The 20763-nt window shown below is 42.5% G+C and carries 20 protein-coding genes and 1 tRNA gene; 2 read left to right on the top strand and 19 right to left on the bottom strand.

What is annotated here, in order from left to right; all coding sequences use genetic code 11:
- Positions 1 to 125 precede the first annotated feature (125 nt).
- Positions 126 to 1490: a guanine deaminase gene (gene guaD, locus AC50YO_RS16940; protein ID WP_494848927.1), complete on the top strand. Its 1365-nt coding sequence runs from the start codon at positions 126 to 128 to the stop codon at positions 1488 to 1490.
- Positions 1491 to 1597: 107 nt separating this feature from the next.
- On the top strand, positions 1598 to 2890 hold the full coding sequence (locus tag AC50YO_RS16945) for a solute carrier family 23 protein (protein WP_494849245.1): 1293 nt from the start codon (positions 1598 to 1600) through the stop codon (positions 2888 to 2890).
- Positions 2891 to 3441: 551 nt separating this feature from the next.
- On the opposite strand, the gene AC50YO_RS16950 is transcribed toward AC50YO_RS16945, so the two are convergent.
- From AC50YO_RS16950 to AC50YO_RS17040, 19 genes are all read right to left on the bottom strand, one after another.
- Positions 3442 to 5424, bottom strand: a complete 1983-nt coding sequence (locus AC50YO_RS16950) for an AAA family ATPase (protein WP_494848929.1) — start codon at positions 5422 to 5424, stop codon at positions 3442 to 3444.
- Between the two features lie 3 nt (positions 5425 to 5427).
- Entirely contained in the window at positions 5428 to 5940 is a 513-nt protein-coding gene (locus tag AC50YO_RS16955) for an ABC-three component system middle component 4 (RefSeq protein WP_494848931.1), read from the bottom strand.
- A complete protein-coding gene (locus AC50YO_RS16960; RefSeq protein ID WP_494848933.1) occupies positions 5940 to 7178 on the bottom strand; it encodes an ABC-three component system protein in 1239 nt (412 codons plus the stop codon). The genes AC50YO_RS16955 and AC50YO_RS16960 overlap by 1 nt, the downstream gene beginning before the upstream one ends.
- Before the next feature lie 495 nt (positions 7179 to 7673).
- Positions 7674 to 8441, bottom strand: a complete 768-nt coding sequence (locus AC50YO_RS16965; protein WP_494848934.1) for an ABC transporter permease — start codon at positions 8439 to 8441, stop codon at positions 7674 to 7676.
- 2 nt (positions 8442 to 8443) lie between these two features.
- Positions 8444 to 9199: an ABC transporter ATP-binding protein gene (locus AC50YO_RS16970; protein WP_494848936.1), complete on the bottom strand. Its 756-nt coding sequence runs from the start codon at positions 9197 to 9199 to the stop codon at positions 8444 to 8446.
- A gap of 13 nt (positions 9200 to 9212) precedes the next feature.
- Complete coding sequence (locus tag AC50YO_RS16975; RefSeq protein WP_494848938.1) at positions 9213 to 9566, bottom strand: DUF1048 domain-containing protein; 354 nt, start codon at positions 9564 to 9566, stop codon at positions 9213 to 9215.
- 12 nt (positions 9567 to 9578) lie between these two features.
- Complete coding sequence (locus AC50YO_RS16980) at positions 9579 to 9926, bottom strand: DUF1048 domain-containing protein (RefSeq protein WP_494848939.1); 348 nt, start codon at positions 9924 to 9926, stop codon at positions 9579 to 9581.
- Positions 9926 to 10231 carry a PadR family transcriptional regulator gene (locus AC50YO_RS16985; protein WP_494849247.1) on the bottom strand — a complete coding sequence of 102 codons (306 nt, stop codon included), beginning with the start codon at positions 10229 to 10231 and terminating at the stop codon, positions 9926 to 9928. Before AC50YO_RS16985 ends, AC50YO_RS16980 begins: the two co-directional genes overlap by 1 nt.
- Before the next feature lie 334 nt (positions 10232 to 10565).
- Positions 10566 to 10823, bottom strand: coding sequence for a hypothetical protein (locus AC50YO_RS16990; RefSeq protein WP_494848941.1), 258 nt, complete (start codon positions 10821 to 10823; stop codon positions 10566 to 10568).
- A gap of 61 nt (positions 10824 to 10884) precedes the next feature.
- Positions 10885 to 10960, bottom strand: a tRNA-Ala gene (locus AC50YO_RS16995).
- A 139-nt stretch (positions 10961 to 11099) separates the two neighbouring features.
- The gene (locus AC50YO_RS17000) at positions 11100 to 11924 is read right to left on the bottom strand and encodes a permease prefix domain 1-containing protein (protein ID WP_494848943.1); all 825 of its coding nucleotides are present in this window, start codon (positions 11922 to 11924) and stop codon (positions 11100 to 11102) included.
- Position 11925: 1 nt separating this feature from the next.
- Entirely contained in the window at positions 11926 to 12261 is a 336-nt protein-coding gene (locus tag AC50YO_RS17005) for a PadR family transcriptional regulator (protein ID WP_494848945.1), read from the bottom strand.
- A gap of 143 nt (positions 12262 to 12404) precedes the next feature.
- Positions 12405 to 13307 (bottom strand): NAD(P)-dependent oxidoreductase, encoded by a 903-nt coding sequence (locus tag AC50YO_RS17010; protein ID WP_494848947.1) that lies wholly within the window; start codon positions 13305 to 13307, stop codon positions 12405 to 12407.
- Between the two features lie 1673 nt (positions 13308 to 14980).
- Positions 14981 to 15655, bottom strand: coding sequence for an N-acetylmannosamine-6-phosphate 2-epimerase (locus AC50YO_RS17015; RefSeq protein WP_494848949.1), 675 nt, complete (start codon positions 15653 to 15655; stop codon positions 14981 to 14983).
- A gap of 18 nt (positions 15656 to 15673) precedes the next feature.
- On the bottom strand, positions 15674 to 16591 hold the full coding sequence (locus tag AC50YO_RS17020; RefSeq protein WP_494848951.1) for a dihydrodipicolinate synthase family protein: 918 nt from the start codon (positions 16589 to 16591) through the stop codon (positions 15674 to 15676).
- A 5-nt stretch (positions 16592 to 16596) separates the two neighbouring features.
- A complete protein-coding gene (locus tag AC50YO_RS17025) occupies positions 16597 to 17487 on the bottom strand; it encodes an ROK family protein (protein WP_494848953.1) in 891 nt (296 codons plus the stop codon).
- A gap of 21 nt (positions 17488 to 17508) precedes the next feature.
- Positions 17509 to 18351, bottom strand: coding sequence for a carbohydrate ABC transporter permease (locus AC50YO_RS17030; RefSeq protein WP_494848955.1), 843 nt, complete (start codon positions 18349 to 18351; stop codon positions 17509 to 17511).
- A 10-nt stretch (positions 18352 to 18361) separates the two neighbouring features.
- Positions 18362 to 19237, bottom strand: coding sequence for a carbohydrate ABC transporter permease (locus AC50YO_RS17035; RefSeq protein ID WP_494848957.1), 876 nt, complete (start codon positions 19235 to 19237; stop codon positions 18362 to 18364).
- An 88-nt stretch (positions 19238 to 19325) separates the two neighbouring features.
- Positions 19326 to 20723: an ABC transporter substrate-binding protein gene (locus AC50YO_RS17040; protein WP_494848960.1), complete on the bottom strand. Its 1398-nt coding sequence runs from the start codon at positions 20721 to 20723 to the stop codon at positions 19326 to 19328.
- Positions 20724 to 20763 lie beyond the last annotated feature (40 nt).

Raw genomic sequence — 20763 nt, forward strand, 5'->3', positions numbered from 1 at the left:
TGCATAAATATTCAATCATTAATTACACTTCATTAACGATTACAGTATTTTAGTATAGACTTATCATTTTCATCGAATTATAATTTACAAACACACATTAAAATACGAACATTAAGGCGGTAAAAATGAATAAATATATGCATTTATTTCAAGGAACTTCTTTTTCCAGTAAATCCCCCAAAGAAATTCAAATATTGAAAGATTATCTTTTCTGTATCAATACGGATGGAATGATTGAAAAAATCGTTGCACCAGAAGATACCGACTATCAAGCTTTGTTAGATGCGTATCAAGACAAGGACAACTTCCATCGTTTAGAAGAAGGCCAATATTTCTTGCCTGGTTTCATCGACTTGCATGTTCACGCACCGCAATGGGCCCAATCTGGAACTGCATTAGATATTCCGCTCTATGATTGGTTGAATACCTATACCTTCCCGCTGGAGTCTAAATTCTCAGATCTGGATTTTGCACAGCAAGTCTACGATGATTTGGTAAGCACCTTACTTGCCAACGGAACAACGACAGCACTGTATTTTGCAACGGTTCATAAAGAAGCCAGCTTATTGTTAGCTGAACTATGTGCTGCTAAGGGACAACGCGGATTGGTGGGAAAAGTTGTCATGGATGATCCGCAGCAGAATCCGGAATACTACCGAGATGCTGACACCTCTACGGCTCTTGCAGATACAGAAGCATTTATTATCGCCGTACAACAATTAGCGAAATCTACGAAACAGGGCGTGTATCCTGTTGTAACGCCGAGATTTATTCCAAGCTGTACAGATGACGGCCTGAAAGGGTTGGGAGAACTAGCAGCTAAATATGATACGCATGTGCAATCCCATTGCAGTGAAAGTGATTGGGCACACGGGTATGTACACGATCGGTACGATAAGAATGATGCCTTTGCCTTGCATGATTTTGGCCTATTGGGTGATAAATCTGTCATGGCACATTGTAATTTCCTAGATGATCAAGATGTAGATTTATTTGCACAAACAGGAACGGCTATCGCTCATTGTCCTATTTCGAACGCGTATTTCGCCAATAGTGTCATACCAGCCGCTCATTTCCATTCCAATGGTGTCGATATTGGTTTAGGATCTGATCTATCTGGAGGCTTCTCACCTAGTCTCTTCGATAACATAAGACAAGCTGTCATGTCTTCAAGAATGCTGGAGGATGGAGTCAATACGTCCCTTCCTGCTCAAGAGCGCGGTGTACCAGGATCACGGCTTACCATACATGAAGCATTCTACTTGGCTACTGCTGGGGGCGGGGAAAGCTTAAGCTTACCTATCGGCCGGATTCAAGAAAACTATACATGGGATGTTCAAATTATCGATACGAAATGTCCGTCCGCTAAGCTGCCAATATTCAATGAGAATGAGGATTTGGATGTTATTTTTCAAAAAATGATGTATCTTGTTCGACCTGAAAATATCCGTGAAGTTTGGGTACAGGGCAATAAAGTTCATTCGCGGTAAGACAATAAAATACAACTAGAAAATTCGAGGTGCACGGTTGAGTGAATACACAAACACAAAACAATAAGCAAGATGAGGTTCTCAAGAAATCACAACATTTAACTGTAATGCCCGATGATAAAATTTCATTCGGCAAATCAGCCTTCTTAGGTTTGCAGCATGTCTTAGCGATGGACGTCTATGTCGTTCCTTTCCTTATTGCGATGTTAATAGGGCTGCAAGCCGATCAATCAAGTGCTTTGATTCAATCTACTTTTATTGCTGCTGGGCTTGCAACGATCGTGCAAACTTATTTCTGCATGAAGCTGCCTATGGCTCAAGGTCCTTCATATGTACCGCTTGGTGCCATCATTAGTATTTATGCCGCTAGCGGCGGCGGTGAATTAGGATGGAGCTCTGTGTTGGGTGCTGGCTTGGTCGGTGCAATTCTAGTTATTATTTTAGGTTATACTGGCGTTTTCAATAAAATTGTCAAATCGTTTATTCCGCCGATTGTAGGCGGTACGATCATCTTCATTGTAGGTCTATCTTTATTGCCTGTTGCCATTAGAGACAATATTTATGGCGCCGCGGACGCTACAATTAATCAAAACGTACTATTGGCTCTAATTTCAGGCGGTGCACTTCTTCTGTTCGTATTTCTCGGTTCTTTATTGGGCAATAAGGGATCTTTATTCCGCATTACTTCCGTATTGTTCGCGTTAGTTGTCGGATGTCTTACTGCCAAATCTATGGGTGTCCTGGATTTCTCCGCTGTTGGGAGCGCCAAGTGGTTTAGTATGCCGCAGCTGCCTTTTAAAGATTTCGGCTTTTCTTTCGACTTTTCTGCTATTATCACCATGGTCATTATCTATCTTGTCCTGCTGGCTGAAACAACAGGTACGTGGTTCGCGATCAGCAACGTAATCGACAAGCCGTTAACCGATAAGAACCTTAACCAAGGTGTTGTTGGCGAAGGCATTAGCTGCCTTATTGCTTCATCACTTGGATCTACTCCAGTCACAGGCTATTCTACAAATGCAGGCATTATTTCCATAACAGGCGTTGCGAGCCGCCGGGTCTTTCTTGCTGTAGGTGGATGGTTCGTCATCTTTGGCTGTTCAAGCAAATTAGCTGCTTTAATCTCTTCCATTCCAACAGCTGTTATCGGCGGAGTGTTCGCTATCGTCTGCGGTATTATCTCGATTAACGGCTTACAAGTGATGAAGAAAGTAACCATTGGCGAGAAAGAAATGTATATCATTGCGATTCCAATGATTCTAACATTAGCTTTAGTGCTGATTCCCAAAGATTTCTTATATACTTTGCCTACCTTTGCGCAGTATTTATTGGGCTCGCCTCTTCTGGCAGCTTCCTTGGCAGCGATATTGTTGTATAAATTACTTCCGAATGCTAAGTGAATGGTAGAGCGAAGAGCAATGGAATGAACGGGGAACGTTCTCGTTGAATATTCCTGTTAAAAAAGGGGCTGATCCCAAGGCTACAATTCATGTATCCTTGGGGTCAGCCTCTTTATTTAAGTTTTGCGGTAGTAATATGACTAATTCCAATCGCTCAACAATTTCATTAAGAACTATTATTGCAAATTTCTTGTTTTAGTGTATGTACAAAAGCCCAATGCTGATTCTGCTTTATCGGCAATTTCTTGAATATTCGTTGTATCGAACCCCCTTCTGAGCAACATTGCATGGCTGCCGATTCTATTTCCCGCTTTTCTGCAAACTGTTCTTTCATTCACGGCATACATACTAACTCTTTTTTGTAGAAATATTCAATACCTACAGCTAAATGCAATGTAAGATCGTTGGCTTCCCATTTCTCCTTTAAAATTAATAATACTTATCTTATTCGTCACGATAAATCCTCCTGTTACATATAGTATGATACTAGTCTTGATGTTTGTAAAAAGTGTTAATGGTATTCTTCAAAAGATATAATACTTATTTGTCGTTTAAACTCTAGGAGTTGCATTATCAATAAATCCAATATCATAACCTTCCCTTGGCACTACACTGAACTTCTTAATTACGAAAGCTTCCAACGATTCTTCCATATCTTCAGGTAAATCATTATCAACAATAATTATTTGAAAGTCATATTTATCAAGCAATTCTTCACACATTAAAACTAAGTAGGCAAAAATGTTTCTATACTTAAGAGGATCGTTTAGACCTTCTGCAAGATCTTGACCCTGATCTGTAAATGATAAATACTTTGGCTTCGTTTTACCTATATATTTACCAACTGTATCAATCATGACAAGGCTTGGAAAATTTGTCTGGTTCCCTAAACTATTTCTTAGAATACTTATTAAATAACCGACTGAAACTAACGTTCTAAGACCGCCAGATGTTAATTTAGAGTAGTCCTTCCCCCTAACAACTGGAAGAAATGTACTCCTACTTATACTAACTCCATAAGCATTTTTTATCGGAATACTTGTAAGAAATTCATATAATATATCTCCTATATTCCCCAGAACGCCATCAACTGAAGGAGCACTTGCTTTTAGCATTTCTAATCTCTTATTCAAATCATTAATTTGTTCTATCAACTGATTTGATTTTTTTGTGAGATCATTAACTTGATTACGAAGTTTTAGTAAGTACTCAATCCTCTTAACTTCTTCTGTAATCTCACCTCTTCGTGTATTAAGCAAATCTCTTTGAGCGATAAAAGGCGAAACAAATTCTTGTGTCTTCAAATCCAACAATTCTTTAGCTCTACGAATATCCTCTTTCTCGTTTTCAATTTCAGTGATAGACCTTAAAATAGCCTCTCGATCTTGTTCAATTAATGAAGTCAATTCCTTATCTCTATTTTTTAAACTTTTGATTTCCTGTTCAATGGCAGTGGAATCATAGTGGTTAAATAGTTCATTAAATCTCGTAGCCTTTAATTCACTCTCACATATTGGACAATTTATATGAAGGGATTCATGATTCGGCATTTTACGAATAACTTCTAGAGAAGCCTTCAATTTCTCAATATCTTGGTGATAATCTTTTTTCAATCTTAAATTTTGTTCTAACTGAGTATTTTTGTACATTCTACTCATTGACAAGTCATCAAGATGACTTTGTTTATTGACAATCAACTTCCGAAGTTCTTCATCCTGTTCATTATTTGCCTTCATATTGTGAGTTATTATTGAAATTTCACTATCAATTGTTTTTAAGGCTTCAGCAAGCTGCGATGACTTTTCTTCTAAAGATTCTGTCGATTCTAAACGTGCTTCTCGCAAAAAGGAAGAAATAATTGTGAATTGTTGACTGATCGATTGTTTCATACGATTTTTCTCGCCTATCTCTTCTTGCAAAAGTGTAATTTTATCATCTAGCAAGTGATGTATAAATTTAAATGTTTCTTTGTTTTTTGTAAATACAGAAAAGTTTTTTTGATCTAATATGTCCTTATTTCCTACTTCATCCTGATCTATATAACAATATTTCAAGATGTCACGGAAGCTTAATGTTGACATTTTAGAATCTTCTTTTGATGGTGCCTGTTTCAACTTAACACGTGGGATATTCAATGCTTCTAAAAGAAATTCAGATAAATATCCAGAAGGGCCTTCTTTTTTAGAATGTGGACCATACTCTTTTGGAAACACTTGATCAATATGATCTATTTCTGTTTTAAAAACTTCAATAAATGCATTTGAGTCAAATATATCTCTCTTAATTGTATAAATTTCATTATTCAAATTAATCTCAAGCAATGCATACCGACCGTGCATTTCAATTTCATCATATATAGCAACTTCACTAGCACCTAATAAATAATCAATTAAATTCAAAATACTTGACTTCCCTGTATCTGAATCACCAAAAATAATATTTAAACCTGATGTAAATGAAACGACATAATTCTTCTCTCTACCTACCAAGACGAGTTTATTTAAAATTATTTTAGGAGATTGGTTATTTTTCATATTTTAAGAAAGCACCCCGTATTGAGTTGATTTTATTATTTTCTGCAATTGTGCATTTGATAGTTTTTGAAGTGAAATCAAAACTTTGCTTAACGTTTGAATTCGCTCAAAATAGGAGGATTCCAATTCCTCAACAAATTGGTTACCGAGTGGAGTGGCAAAGTAATAAATATGACCTTCATTGTCATGTTTTGCTGAGACATAACCGTAATAAAATAAAGAGTACATAATTTTTTTAATAGTATTTGTATCAAATAGAGAGGATCGATTTGGAAATAACGATTCAATTGAATTTCTCTCCTCATACTTTAGGTCTATCAATTTGCCTTTTCCGTCCGCCTTTAACACTCTTTGAAGCAACTCAGGGTTCCTCAATAAATAATCGTATATTGCAAGTCGATCTATACTTAAAACATGTTTTCCTCTTTTACTAAACGCCAATTCCTCTATTAATATGAGTAATCTGGCAAACCTGACATTATACTCATTTTCTGGAATAATAAATGGTAGTTCCATCATTTTCCCCTTGCCTTTCTAAATTGTTCGATTGTTTGTATGTTATGATCTTGTGCCCACCATAAATCCTTCTCCATTTTATTCATTAGTTGGTGTAGCATACCTGTTTTATGATAGCTACTCAGCAAGGGTAGCGCACACTTGAGAAGTTCTGGTTCCTTCATAATTTGTTCATGAACGTAAGTTACCAAATGATTACTGTCTATTAGTTCTTTACTCATTAGTTTTCCAAAAGCAATTGTATAAAAAAACTCTATTTTAGCGTATAAATCCGTCAAAAATGTTATTGCCTGATCACCTTGGTTTGTTAAAATTTTTCTCATATATTCCGCATTAAAAAAGGTTTGTTTTGCACTACTCACGTGAATATTATGTACCTCTGCAATCAATAGACGAATAACAAATATCTCATCGTCCATCTGCCCATTATCTACAAATTCTTTAATGGTTAATGATGACTGATTTATTGTTTCTCTAGCGAAGTTTTGTAGTATTGATTTTACTGCAACGTATACAAGTCTATTTCTATCAGTTGGTCTCGTAATAGAATTATGGTCCTCATCGCAAGGCACTTTCTCTGGTTTCTTAACTTGGAGTAATACAGCGCTATCCTCTGTTACCACATCATCATAATGACCGTAAAAGCAAACTGTTCGAGGAGTATTAGAGTTCTCAATCCATGCTCGATTAATTTGAGACATTAAGTGACTTAAAGGATTAAGATCGACAGCTTGTACATTTCGAAAAAGGCTCTCACCTAGTTTTGCCCATTCAGACCCAGTGTGTGGCACAGCCAATGAAAGAAACAGTTTCACCTGAGGAACAGTCGGACGCTGCTGTAATTCACTTAGTATATATGACTTCGCCACTAGCCCCCCCATGCTATGAGCTACAATGATAATGTTCTCGTAAGATTGACAGTTATACTGAATAACTGCTTGAATAAACTCTCCCAATTGCTCAATACCAACATTTTTCCTTGCACTGCCTGTTTCAAAGTTTAACATTCTCATCAACTTTTTAGCCCTTGACTTGATACCGTATAAGTCAATAAGTGTTGTATAGTACGAAACGTAGGCAACATCAAAATGACCAGAAATTCCTTCTTCCGCAAGGAGCATTTTAGGGAATTCTTGACCAGCACCATTCATCCATGTTTCTTTACTACCTGTGAAACCATGTATAAACAAAATTAAATTAGCCTTGTTATTTCTTAAAATAAACTCAATAGTATTCATCCCAGTCCTCACTATCTATATGGTACTTAATCCAATTCGACATCTTTAGTCCTATTGTTATAGTAACCTTAGACCTATGTCGAATGTTGGCGAATCGTGGTGTCGAAGAATATTTCAAGTCCCAAGAGAATAAATGTTTTGACGAACTTGAAAAATTTTTTCATCAAAAACGATATCCCACCAACTTATCCTAGAATTTCCGGCTGACGCATTTCCGTAATTAAAGCAAGCAAGAATGCAACATGGAGGTCATCTTATTCAGCAAGCTTGAGGAATTGAAACGCTTCTTCCAGATTCCATTCAAAGTAAGCGAAAACCAGTAAAGCTATTTTCATTTTAACCTAATAACATTTCCCACAAATAAACATTATCCAGGCATAGAAAAAGCCTTCAAACACTCGGAATTCCTTGTGTTTAAAGACTTCTTAAATTATAGAACCTCGGGGATTGAACCCTAGAGCCCATTACTGGTTTTACTGCCACCAAGGCTTTGTATTAAGCTTTGCGTTGAAAAACTCGCATTGCCAATACATACGCTGCGACTAATATGCCCAAGCACCATGCGAGCGCAACCCAAATGTCATGCCCTATAGGCTGACCGGTGAGCAAAGCGCGAATCGCTTCCACAATTGGGGTCACTGGCTGATTTTCTGCAAAGATGCGTACGACCTTGGGCATCGAATCGGTCGGCACGAACGCCGAGCTGATAAACGGAAGGAAGATAAGCGGATAGGAAAAAGCGCTGGCGCCTTCCACCGTTTTTGCAGACAGTCCGGCAAGCGCCGCGATCCAGGTCAAAGCCAGCGTGAACAAGGCAAGTATGCCGGCTACGGCAAGCCAAGATACGATCCCTGCCGACGAACGGAAGCCCATGAAGAGCGCTACAAGAATAATGACGGCTATGGATATAGCGTTCGATAAAACCGAAGTTAGCACATGCCCCCACAACACGGTGGAACGAGCAATCGGCATGGATTGAAAACGCTCAATGATGCCTCGTTGCTTATCCATAAACAGGCGATAAGCCGTATAAGCGACTCCGCTTGCAATGGCAATCAGTAAAATGCCGGGCAAAAGATAATTCACATAGTTGTCCGTACCGGTTTGAATGGCGCCGCCGAATACATAGACGAATAACAGCATCATGGCAATCGGCGTAATGCAGACTGTGAGAATGGTATCCATGCTGCGGAATATATGCCGCATCGTACGGCCAAGCATAACGGCCATATCGTTGAAAAAGTATTTTTTAGTTGATTCCATAACTAAGCCCCCTTTTTGCCGACGATGGCGAGAAAAATCTCCTCTAATGTCGGTTGTTTTTCCACATATTTCACCTCTGCGGGCGGGAACAGCTTTTTCAGCTCATTCAGCGTGCCTCCGGCAATAATCCTGCCCTCATGCAAAATCGCGATTTGATCAGCAAGCTGCTCGGCCTCCTCCAAATACTGCGTGGTGAGAAATATCGTTGTGCCTCCGTGCGCAAGCTCCTTCACAATCCTCCAAACCTCGTTGCGCGCCTCGGGGTCCAGTCCGGTCGTCGGCTCGTCAAGAAAAATGATCGGCGGACTTCCCACAAGGCTCAATGCGATGTCGAGCCTACGGCGCATGCCGCCTGAATAAGTTGACGGCTTGCGGTCGGCGGCTTCGGTCAGACCAAAGCGATGAAGCATGCTATCAGCCACCTGACGCGGATTAGGGAGATGGCGCAGCTTCGCAATCATGATCAGATTTTCTCTCCCTGTCAAAATCTCGTCCACGGCGGCAAACTGGCCGGTCAGGCTGATCGACTGCCGTACTTGGTCGGGCTTTGACGTGACGTCAAAGCCGTTAACAACAGCCGTGCCCTGATCCTGTTTAAGCAGCGTGGACAGAATTTTAACAATGGTTGTTTTGCCCGCGCCGTTAGAGCCGAGCAGGGCAAAAATTTCACCCCGCTTCACTTCCAAGTCGACCCCTTTTAACACTTCAGTATTTTTGAAGGATTTGCGCAAGTCTTTCAATTCAATTGCTTTTTCCATCTCGATCTCCCCCTTATTGCTTGGTTTTGCCCGCAGCTTTATTCATGGCTTTGCTAACCGCTTGGTCAACCGATTCTTGATAGAGGTCAGCGTACGTTTTTGAATCTTTGATCAGATCGTCACAGAAAGCCGCTACATCACTGCCGGTTACTTCAAGTACACCTTTCCCCGAGGCTGCGCCTTCTTCGAAAAAATCAACGATTCCCGAAAGCAATCCCGTCCCCTCGGTTAGCTCGACTGGGCCGACCTTGAAGAAATATTTTTGAATTTCTTTGTAAACGAATTGATAATCTTGCGGGAGTGCTTTGACTCGCGCAACGTGAGCACGCCACTCTTTTTTGCCTTCGATCATATCTCGAATGTTCATTAATTTCTCCCCTTATTTGCCCAATTTTTTAGCAATATTGTTGTTGAGCTGCTCACGCCACTTGTCGCGAGTAGACTTTGCTTCTTCTTCACCAGCTAGCGCTGAGCAGAACCCTTTAATATCGTCGCCCAGAACCTCTTGAACACTTTGCCCGTCTGCCGCCGTTTCTTCCAGCAAGCCAAGCACGCGATCAAGAATAGGGGTGAGGTTGCGACCGGAGAAATCGGAATACGTCCAAAGATTGGACTTTATTTCTTCCCATGCCGATTGATAATCAGCCGGCAGCTTTTGAGCACGCGTTTCGAAAGCTTTGTATTCTTTCGTCATATCGCTGCCCGTAATCTTCTCCCAGAAATTCATTACGATCTCCCCTTTAACTCATTAATTTTCGATGATACGAACTCCCATTTCTCCCAGAACTTCTTGAGTTCCTCACGCCCCGCATCATTGAGCGAGAAGAACTTTCTCGGCGGCCCCATATCAGAAGGCTTCTTGGTGATCTCGACTAGCTTGTTTTTTTCAAGCCGGATTAGAATCGTGTACACCGTCCCCTCCACAATATCTTGAAAGCCGAGGGCGTTCAGCTGTCGTGTAATCTCGTAACCGTAAGTTTCTTGACGGCTTATAATTTCAAGCACACTGCCCTCAAGCACGCCTTTGAGCATTTCCGTTATATTTTCCAACACCATCACTCCCGCTATTCTGTACGACTGGTATCCAGTACTACTTACTACTGCTATATAGTATTACGAAGTAGCTGAATTGTCAACATTATTTTTGATGATTTTGGAAATTAGTTGCAGTTCCGTGCCTGTAGAGGACATTCGTATGAGCAGCACTTGTACCGCCAAGCGATTTGTTCTGGCAGGTATCCTGTATCCAAAATTATGAAAAATAAAAAAGCTCCGATGATGCTGTGTAGATTCACAGAAACATCGGAGCGTATTTGAAATCATTATGAATGAACTGGTGAGCGTATTTTGACAACACACAATCCTTCTATTGCTGGTCCTCGTATTTCAGCTTCACTTTCATCAGTTGGCTCGTTGCCGTTGCTTGATCTTTGACGTAGAAGAACCCTTCGCCATTGCTTGATGAGATTAAGTCGGCGATGTACGAATCCGCTCCGAACGGCGCTTTCGCTTGCTCTTCATACTCTCGCGGATATTTATACATGCCAATCTCTTTTAGCGTGACCGGATCGAGCACAATGAGCGCACCGGTTCCTTGAAGATACACTTTAGTATCAACCGTCATCCTGATCGGCTCTACCAAATACAAAAAAACACGCCTTATTGGGCGTGTTAAAATTTATGTTTGGTGGAGCCTAGGGGGATCGAACCCCTGACCTCATCGCTGCCAGCGATGCGCTCTCCCAGCTGAGCTAAGGCCCCAAATTCAAACTTTTTTCATGTTATCATATCGCCAGCACGACTGTCAATCCTTAGAGAGTACCCAATGCATTGTTTACATTAGGATACCCTCTCTTTTTACCACGAATTTCCACTTCGATTTTATTCCTTTACTTGTTGCCTACTTCTCTCTGTCTTCCTGCAAAGCTTTTTTCCCAATCAACCAATAAATCAAATAGGCCAGCACATTTAAAAAAGCAAATCCGATAATCCAACCGATGTTCAAGCGTTTATGATGATAGGCATTGATGATCGCCCAAATCGTGAACAGTACAGCATACGCCGTGATGCCTGCTGTTAATGTAATATCAAAAATGGACGCATAATGCTTAGATTCAAAATGGAGGAACCAATCCTCACTCAACACATAATAATAGTCCATCTTCTCTGAACCCCATATACCACGGTCATATTGATAGACTGGCGATGCCTGATGATTGAAGTAGGATATGCTTCCGTTATCTGATACGCTTTCCACTTCGCTTGTTTTAAAAATCTGAACCTGAGAAATTTGATCTGTTAATTTCACTATAGCTGCAATCTGCTCTTCCGTCTCTTCCGAAATGACTGTCTGATTCTGAATCAGACTATCAATTTTAGCAGATGCCTCTTGATTCTCTTTACCGTTCCCCTGCTCCACGACGAATAATGACCCCGACACTGTCGAGCTAATAAGAAGTAGCGCTATAGCGACATACAGTACCCATTTGGCGAATATCCGCTGAGCCGTGAAGAGTTGCCGAATAACCGAGCGCGTCTCTTGTTCCCCGCCGAATCGTTCAATCGCTATCGTAATAGCCTCTTGCTCCGATTTGCCCTCTTTTTTCAATTCATGGACCGCCTCCAGCAGGTGGTTTTTCATCTCTGCTTTCAGTTCTTGCAGCTCTCTATTATTCCCCCCTATATTGGAGTACACCGAATTCACATAGCCTTCTATCTGCTTCATCCTACTCTCCCCCTTCCAGGAATGAATCTATAATGTTCTTCAAAAATTTCCACTCCGCACGCTTCTCTTCATAGCCCTCTTTACCGAGAGGGGTCAGCTTATAATATTTCCTTCTGCCGCCGGGCCCTTGCTCATCTCCCCAATAGGAGGAGATCCATTCACTCTTCTCTAATCGCTTCAATGACAAATAGAGCGTGCCTTCTTTCAATTCGAATTGATCAGCGCTTTTTTCCCGCACGCATTTGGCCAGTTCGTAGCCGTACATATCCTTCTTATGTAATAACGATAAAATCAACGTATCAATATGGCCCTTCAGAACCTCTTTATTTATTTCCAATATTTTCACCTCCTGAAAACACTTTAATATAAATTACTCTATAATGCAAGGTATTATGAAATCATTAAATACAATAAGCCTTTTACTAAAAAAAGAACGCCCCCTTGCCTATGCATGGGTTACGTTCTTTTGTATTGGATCAGTTAGTTTTCATCATACCCGATATAGAAATCTATCGCTTGCTCGACTAGATATTGATTCATTCTTTCTATTGTATCTCTTGTATAAAAAGCTACGTGAGGTGTACAGACCACATTAGGCAGCTCGTACAACGCTTTATTTATATATGGCTCCTCGGGATACACATCCAGACCTGCGCCTGATAATTTCCCGCTGCGTAATGCATTCTCTAAATCTGCAGCATGCAATAGACTCCCTCTTGCTGTATTGATGAGTATGGCGCCATCCTTCATCTTTTCGAGCTGGCGCTTGCTGATTAATGGTTCGCTATTGTTCTTCGTAGACGCATGCAGCGTCACAATATCCGATTGCTGTAGTACTTCGTCCATAGTGAGCTGTCCCTCACATGCAGATCGTGAAGCTATATAAACATTCATGCCGAGCGCTCGTCCAATTATGGCCACTTGACGGCCAATAGTCCCGTAACCGATAATGCCGAGGTTCTTCCCTCTAAGCTCTAAGTTGGGACGAAGCCCTTTCCTCCATGCTCCCTCTCGGACATTCTGATTCGATTGAAGGAGCTGTTTGGCAACGGCAAAAATAAGCGAAAAAGTATGCTCCGCAACGGCATTTGCTCCCGCCTGTGGGATACCGCTTACGATAATCCCTTGTCTCTGAGCAGCAGCATGGTCTACGTAATCCGTGTTATGCGCGCGAACGCCTATATATTTGCATTTCGTAAAACTCTCCAATCTTCCATAAGGAAGCCTCGTATGAAGCAAGACCATTTCGAATGGGGCAAGTTGATCCTCAGGAGCCTCCATCATATCCAGATAAGCCACATCAAACAGCTGCTCTAATTGATTCTTGTGCTGCTCCGACAACTCGATTGCCTGATCTACTGCACAATGCCATTTTACTCTCATAACCTGCCAGCCTCCTCTCCCTCCACTTTAACGTCAAAAAGCTCATCTCACCAATATCCAGTTCTTATTAAGTAATAGCTACAGCTTATAAACCATTTCTTAGACACTTGAGCCACTCTCATACAGCTAAATAGATGCTCCATGCCCCCATTTTTTTACCTTCACCAATTAGCGAAATTGCCTCCCTCATTTGCTCTAATCACCCGCCAGCCTCAGTCTCACCTAGAATATCTCACCTTCCTCAGGTATTCGAGCTAACCACAGATAGGACCGAAAAGGTTACGCTAACTAGTGAGCCTCTATTCGCTATTTTCCTGCCTAAACACTTTGAAGAGCCCAATAGTGAACCTAGCTTCACCTTTCAAAACCTTCGTTGCTCCACTAAGGAGCCTGGATGACACTAATCATGGATTCCACTCCTAGAGCAGCTACAATAACGATATTACCTTCCCTACATTGCGAAAATGCATCACTAATACGCTCCAACCACCATACCAGTATCAAAAATGTATCACAATTGCCCCAAACTCCTTACTGCTCTCAAAATGCATCACTATTGCACTCCACTACTGCTACCAGCCTCAGCTTACCCCTAAGGTGGCTCAACTTCATCAAGCATTCACGGCTAATAGTACATAGGAGTGAAGAGGTTACGCTAACTAGTGAGCCTCTATTCGCTATCTTCCTGCCTAAACACGTTAAAAAGCCAAACAGTGAACCTAGATTCACCTTTCAAAACCCTCGTTGCTCCACTAAGGAGCCTGGCTGACACTAATCATGGATTCCACTCCTAGAACAGCTACAATAACGATATTACCTTCACTACATTGCGAAAATGCATCACTAATACGTTCCAACCACCATACCAGTATCAAAATACAACACTAATGCACCTAACCACCTTACTTGCCTCAGCTACTCCCAACATGACTCACCTTCATCAAGCATTCGCGCTAATAGTACATGGGAAGGAAAAGGTTTCGTTAATTAGTGATCCAGTACTTCGCTATCTGCCTGCCCAAACACGTTAAAAAGCCAAATAGTGAACCTAGATTCACCTTTCAAAACCCTCGTTGCTCCACTAAGGAGCTTGGCTAACACTAATCATAGATTATTCTCCTAGAGCAACGACAATAACGATATTACCTTCCCTACATTGCGAAAATGCATCACTAATGCGCCCCAATCACCCTACCAGCACCAGCTTCCTCCCAACATGACTCACCTTCATCAAGCATTCGCCCTACTAATACATAGGAAAAAATATTTTATGCTAAGTAGTGATCCCCCACTCGCTATCTGCCTGCCTAAACACGTTGAAAAGCCCAATAGTGAACCTAGATTCACCTTTCAAAACCCTCGTTGCTCCACTAAGGAGCCTGGCTAACACTAATCACGGATTCCACTCCTAGAGCAGCCACAATAACGATATTACCTTCCCTACATTGCGAAAATGCATCACTAGTGCGCTCCAATCACCATACCAGTATCATAAATGCATCACTAATGCATCACTAATGCGCTCCAATCACCCTATCAGCCTCAATCCAAAATAGATCCACCAACCCACCAACAAAAAAACAAGCAGCTTTTGCACAATTCACTTGTGCAAAAGCTGCTTACTATCCCCAAAAGGAGGCTCATATTCATTTATCCTTTTATCCACTTATCCCTTACAGCGCGTTCACAAACCGCGCTGTAATTTCCTTCGGCCTCGTAATAGCGCCGCCGACAACGACTGAATTGGCTCCAAGCTCCATGCAGCGCTTGAACATTTCCGGTGTAAGCACATTCCCCTCGGCGATTACAGGAATGCTCACTTCCTGTAACACAGCCTTCAAGAAGGCAAAATCATTCTCATACAGCTTCGTGGTCGATGTATACGGTGTATAGCCGTGAAGCGTAGTCGATACACAGTCGAAGCCCAATTCCTCGGCAATCCGAGCTTCCTCCACTGTAGAGATATCTGCCATTAGCTCAACAGCAGCATTTTTCGACCTGCAATAAGCGACCAACTCAGCTAAAGTCTCGCCATTTGGCCGATCGCGCTTTGTGCTGTCCAGTGCGATCATCTCACAGCCGCTCTCCAGCAGCTCATCGATTTCCTTCTTCGTCGCCGTAATGAACACTTCGCTATCCGCATAGTCCCGCTTCACGATTCCGATGACAGGCAAGGAAACCTCCTGCTTAATCGCGATAATATCTTTTTTCGAGTTGGCTCTTATGCCTACTGCTCCGCCCTGCAAGGCAGCCAAAGCCAGCTTCGACATAATGAAGGAGCTATGCAGCGGCTCATGGTCCAATGCTTGGCAGGATACGACTAATCCGCCCTTGATTTCTTCAATCATGTTCGCCTGCCCCCTCTATTATTTCGTATAGTAGGTGATTGCCTCTACGATTTCTTGATTCAGCTCAGCGAGCGAAGCATGATCCTGTTCCCGAACAGGCAGCATTGGCGAACGAGGCTCACCTGTCTCAATGCCTCTAAGGCTTAGAATATATTTGGCTGCGCCGTAAAGGGATGGATAGCCCAGCAATTTCTTAATAATGCCGTTAATTGCGAATTGAAGCTTTTGTGCTTCTTCAATTTTGTTGTCGATGTACAATTCGTTCAATTTGCAGAATAGCTCTGGCATAACGCCATAAGTACCGCCGATACCGCCATCAGCACCCATAATTCTTCCAGCAAGGAATTGCTCATCCGGGCCGTTGAATACGATGAAGTTCTCTCCGCCAGCCTCTTTGAGCTGTTGAAGATCGAAGGTGCTTTCACCGGACATTTTCACGCCAATGACCTTCTCCTGCTGAGCCATCTTCTTGCAAAGATTCGCAGACAGGTTGAAGCCTGTCGTTTGCGGAATGTTATAAATAATGAATGGCAGCTTCGTGCTGTCGATCATTTGCTGCCAGTGATTCTCTACTGCTGCTTCCGATAGGCGATAATAGATGGATGGAACTGCAGAGATGACATCAGCACCGACTTGCTCCGCATGCTTCGACAGCTCTACAGCCTCGCGAGTCGAGTTCGCTCCAACATGAACAAGAATCGTCAGCTCTCCTTTTACTTCTTCCATTACCGCTTCAAGAACTTGCTTGCGCTCTTCGTTCGTCTGCAGAATGCCTTCCCCTGAGCTTCCGCCTACATAGAGACCTTTAACGCCTGTCCCTACATAATATCTTGCCAGCTTCTTCACTCGGTCCGTGTCCACATTGCCTGCTGCATCATAAGCGGAATACATCGCGACATAAATACCTTCAAATTTCGAGATCACATCTGCTGTCATTACTCTCACTCCGTCTCTTCTGTATAGTAAGGATACACGGCACCGAACAGGGCTGCTCGATTGCCTAACTCCGCTGCTTTCAACTCTGTTTTCGAGAAATTGGGAGGCAGGTAGTCTTTCAGATGAACGTTAATTTTGTCTAACAGAAATTCCTTCTGCTCCGACACGCCTCCGCCAATGACAATGATCGAAGGATCCGCCAGAACAATAATTTCGGCTAAGCCTCTTGCAATTTGCTCTGTCCAAGCTTCAATAATCGTATTGCATGCCTTATTGCCGCTTCTCGCCTCAGCGAACAGCTCATGTCCATTTCCTGGGAAGCCCGGCAGCTCTCGCGATACTTTATCCATCAGCGCCTTCATCGAAGCTCTTTGCTCGTAGGTCGTCTTAGTCGCCTTGTCGTATAAGGAATGCCCGACCTCGCCCGCTCGGAAATGTGATCCAATCACAAGCTGTCCATTACTGAACATCGCTCCGCCAATACCCGTGCCAAGCGTGATGCAGAAGAAATGGTCACACTCGCGAGCAGCGCCCTTCCACTTCTCTCCGCGTGCCGCCGCATTCACATCGTTAGCGACGATCGTACGCAGACCATACTTTTCTTGAATGATCGCCTTTAGATTCGTTCCTCTATATTCCGGGATCGTACCGCCAGCGAACACAATTTCACCACTGACTGGATCAACTACCCCAGCCGTGCTAATGCCAACCCCATCAACAGCCTCGAACTGCTTCAGCAGGGTATCCATAATGCCCGTAACTGCTTCTGGAATCCGAATGTTAGCCTGGCCCTTCGGGGTCTTCACCGAATCATGAACCATAATTGCCGCATTCTCATCGAATACGGCATATTTGATATCGGTGCCTCCTACATCAATTCCTACAAAATGCTTCATTCCTCAACCACGCCACTTTCCTTATTCCTTCACTGCTCCAATTGCCAGACCACGAGTAAAGTACTGCTGGAACAGCAAGAAGATAATGAGCATTGGAATAGCTGCGACTGTCGCGCCAGCCATCTTGTATGCAAAGTTAGGATTAAGATCCTGCATCAAGGTAGCAACACCGACCATCAATGTTTTCATCTCTTTGTCTTGGCCGATAACCAATTGCCACAGGTAATCATTCCAGACCTGAACGAAGTTCAGAATGAACAGGGCGCCAATACCCGGCTTGACGATTGGAAGGAGGATTTGTAAGAATGTTCTGACTTCTCCAGCACCATCAATTCTAGCCGCTTCACGCAGGGCATCCGGTGTACTGTCGAAGAATCCTTTTAGCAGGAATACACCAAAGGCTGTAGCCACGTTAGGCCAAATCATGCCCGACAACGTATTAACCATTCCCAGATCCTGAGTGATCCGGAACAACGGAACGATCATAACCTCTTTTGGAACCATCAAGCTAGATACGAAAATAATAAAGAGGACATTCTTCCCTTTAAATCTAAGCTTCGAAAAAGCATACGCCGCCATTGAGCTGGCGATTACGACCAATATCGTGCTTATCCCCGCTACATAAAGACTGTTGAAGGTCCAGCGCAGCGCAGGCTGACTATTGAATACCTCGGTGTAGTTGGAGAAGGTGAATGTTTGCGGCCACCAGTCCGGCGGCATCTTGATGACATCTGAACTGTTTTTGAGCGAGCTGGTAAATAGCCAGTACAAAGGGAACAGATTGAGAATAGCGAATAAAATAATGATGCTATTAGCAACGACATCGTACTTTTCCCGCTTTTTCTTTGCTTTTTTTTCAAGCATGCTTCATCCCTCACTTATCCTTAAACATCGCTCTGAGCTGTGGTACTGACAACAACAACGTAATTACGAACATGATAACCCCTACCGCAGAAGCGACGCCAAGCTGGTTATATTTGAATGCGTTGTTGTAGAGATAATACATCATCGTTACCGATGAATTATTCGGCCCTCCGCCAGTCAGCATTTGAATGACGACGAAGATTTTCAGCACGGCGATAATATTAATAATGGTGATATAGATTGTTGTTGGCTTAACCAGCGGGATCAGAATCTGGAAGATCACACGCAGGCGGCTGGCGCCATCGACTTCCGCTGCTTCGAACAAGTCCTTCGGCACACCAATCATGGAAGCAATGTAGAGAATGATAGCCTGACCGACGTTAGTTGCGAAGGTGACGAATATAATGACCGGCAGCACCGTCGTTTTGTTCCCAAGTAAATTAACTGTACTTAAATTCATCTCTCGTGCTGCATAGGAGATGAGCCCGTTGGCCGGATTCAGCAAGAATCCCCACACCATACTCATAACGACCATGGATACCATTACCGGGATATAGTAGCTTCCTCTAATGAAAGAAACGTACTTTGCATTTTTATCAAAGACAGATGAAGCAACGAATAGAGCGAACCCCACAGTCAACAGAACGATAAAAGCGACGAAGATGACCGTGTTATAAATGGATTTGTAGAATACTGGATCATTAAAGAGCGTGACATAGTTGTCCAGACCGACGAAGGTCTCCTTTTGATACTGAACCTTGTATAAGCTTAACCGTATGCCTTCCAGAATCGGATACACGATGAAGATAAGAAACAGTAAAAATTGCGGTAAAATAAACAGATAGCCGGTCACGTTTTCCTTCATGTAATGATTGCGTAGTTTCATGGTTATCCGTTACCTTTCTTATTCAATGCCGGATGCCATGTCATACATGGCATCCCACATCGAAACCTTATTTCATTGCCTGTACTTCTTATTTAATAGCGGAGTTTTCTTTCGCCTTTTGAATAACGGCATTACCTTTAGTCTGATAATCCTTAATCGCTTGTGCTGGTGTTTTCTCACCAATGTAGATCGCTTGCAGCTCTGGATACAGAACTTGTCTCAGCTCGCTGTAGCCTGGTACATTTCCTGTGAAGCTGAACAAGTGGGCAGCATTGGCATCATAAGCTGCGAACAGCGGGTATTGCTCTTTGAATTCATTAACAACTGACGTTCTTACTGGGATGCTGTTTTTGGACGCTTTCACCAATTCAGTATCCGTGGAGAAGAATTTAACGAAATCTTTGGCAACCTGTGTCTTAACATCATCACCTGTCTGGAATACGCTTGCACCTACAACATAAGTGAAGGACAACGGATCTCCGCTTGCAGATGGAATGTTAGCTAGACGCATGTCGAATTTCGGTGATTTGCCAGCTTCCATATCTGCTTTGGCATTGTTGAACAAGATCGCATTCGTGAAGCTGATCGCCAGCTGTTGGTTCTGGAACATGGCATTAGCATCGTTAGAAGATACAGATTCTGCACCTGGATTCGTGTAGCCGGAATCATACACTTTTTTCAGCCATTCCGCAGCTTTCACACCGTTAGCATCATCTACAATGATGTTGCCTTGGTCATCAAAGAACTTGTTGCCGAACATTCTAAGGTAAGCAAGATTCCAAGTATCGCCTTGATTGTTCAAAGCATAAAGCCCCATTGGATAAGAGCCTTTAGGCAATTTCGCTTTCAAAGTGCTAAGAATTTGGTCGTACTCTTCCATTGTCCATGTTTGAATCTCTTTGTCGTCCCCGATGAACGCCTCAAGACCTGCTGCTTTGAACATGTCCGCATTATAAGCGAATGTACCTGGGTTGTGAGAGAACGGATAGAAGTAAACATCATCTCCGAAGGTCACATTATTCCAATAGCTTTGGTCGATATCGGTTTTTGCTGCATCATCTACGATGTCATTGAGTGGTGCCAATGCTCCACGATGAGCATAGTCTCCCATCGCAAAAACGCTTTCAAAAAAGATGTTAGGAGGTGTTCCGCCGTTCAAGTTAACATTGAGAAGCTCATCGCGTTGATCGCCCGCTACCACTTGAACATTGACTTTCACATCATATTTGTCATATTGCTTAGAGAATTTATCTGCTGCATATTTGAAGAAGCTGTCATAGTCGGCATTTGCTTCTGTAGAATCCATGACACCCTTCCACTGAGGAGTAAGCCATAATGAGAGCTCTACTTTTTCTTTGGAACCGTTTGCACCTGCATTCTCACCTTTATTCGTATCCGTGCCTGCCTTATTGCTAGAGCAGCCTGCCACTAAAGCCAGGATAAGAACAAGTGCTGAAGTTACAGTAAAAATACGTTTTTTCAACATGGATAATGCCCCCTTTTGCTAGTAATCATTTGGTGTGTAG

This window comes from Paenibacillus sp. J22P59 (assembly GCF_059383895.1).

What these genes read in the sequence shown, in the direction of transcription:
- AC50YO_RS16965 (WP_494848934.1), bottom strand. Translation starts at nt 8,441, where the DNA reads ATGGAATCAACTAAAAAATACTTTTTCAACGATATGGCCGTTATGCTT.
- AC50YO_RS16970 (WP_494848936.1), bottom strand. Translation starts at nt 9,199, where the DNA reads ATGGAAAAAGCAATTGAATTGAAAGACTTGCGCAAATCCTTCAAAAAT.
- AC50YO_RS17020 (WP_494848951.1), bottom strand. Translation starts at nt 16,591, where the DNA reads ATGACAGCAGATGTGATCTCGAAATTTGAAGGTATTTATGTCGCGATG.
- AC50YO_RS17040 (WP_494848960.1), bottom strand. Translation starts at nt 20,723, where the DNA reads ATGTTGAAAAAACGTATTTTTACTGTAACTTCAGCACTTGTTCTTATC.
- AC50YO_RS17000 (WP_494848943.1), bottom strand. Translation starts at nt 11,924, where the DNA reads ATGAAGCAGATAGAAGGCTATGTGAATTCGGTGTACTCCAATATAGGG.
- AC50YO_RS16950 (WP_494848929.1), bottom strand. Translation starts at nt 5,424, where the DNA reads ATGAAAAATAACCAATCTCCTAAAATAATTTTAAATAAACTCGTCTTG.
- AC50YO_RS17025 (WP_494848953.1), bottom strand. Translation starts at nt 17,487, where the DNA reads ATGAAGCATTTTGTAGGAATTGATGTAGGAGGCACCGATATCAAATAT.
- guaD (WP_494848927.1), top strand. Translation starts at nt 126, where the DNA reads ATGAATAAATATATGCATTTATTTCAAGGAACTTCTTTTTCCAGTAAA.
- AC50YO_RS16955 (WP_494848931.1), bottom strand. Translation starts at nt 5,940, where the DNA reads ATGGAACTACCATTTATTATTCCAGAAAATGAGTATAATGTCAGGTTT.
- AC50YO_RS16990 (WP_494848941.1), bottom strand. Translation starts at nt 10,823, where the DNA reads ATGACGGTTGATACTAAAGTGTATCTTCAAGGAACCGGTGCGCTCATT.
- AC50YO_RS17010 (WP_494848947.1), bottom strand. Translation starts at nt 13,307, where the DNA reads ATGAGAGTAAAATGGCATTGTGCAGTAGATCAGGCAATCGAGTTGTCG.
- AC50YO_RS16985 (WP_494849247.1), bottom strand. Translation starts at nt 10,231, where the DNA reads ATGCTCAAAGGCGTGCTTGAGGGCAGTGTGCTTGAAATTATAAGCCGT.
- AC50YO_RS16980 (WP_494848939.1), bottom strand. Translation starts at nt 9,926, where the DNA reads ATGAATTTCTGGGAGAAGATTACGGGCAGCGATATGACGAAAGAATAC.
- AC50YO_RS16945 (WP_494849245.1), top strand. Translation starts at nt 1,598, where the DNA reads ATGCCCGATGATAAAATTTCATTCGGCAAATCAGCCTTCTTAGGTTTG.
- AC50YO_RS17015 (WP_494848949.1), bottom strand. Translation starts at nt 15,655, where the DNA reads ATGATTGAAGAAATCAAGGGCGGATTAGTCGTATCCTGCCAAGCATTG.
- AC50YO_RS16960 (WP_494848933.1), bottom strand. Translation starts at nt 7,178, where the DNA reads ATGAATACTATTGAGTTTATTTTAAGAAATAACAAGGCTAATTTAATT.
- AC50YO_RS17035 (WP_494848957.1), bottom strand. Translation starts at nt 19,237, where the DNA reads ATGAAACTACGCAATCATTACATGAAGGAAAACGTGACCGGCTATCTG.
- AC50YO_RS17030 (WP_494848955.1), bottom strand. Translation starts at nt 18,351, where the DNA reads ATGCTTGAAAAAAAAGCAAAGAAAAAGCGGGAAAAGTACGATGTCGTT.
- AC50YO_RS16975 (WP_494848938.1), bottom strand. Translation starts at nt 9,566, where the DNA reads ATGAACATTCGAGATATGATCGAAGGCAAAAAAGAGTGGCGTGCTCAC.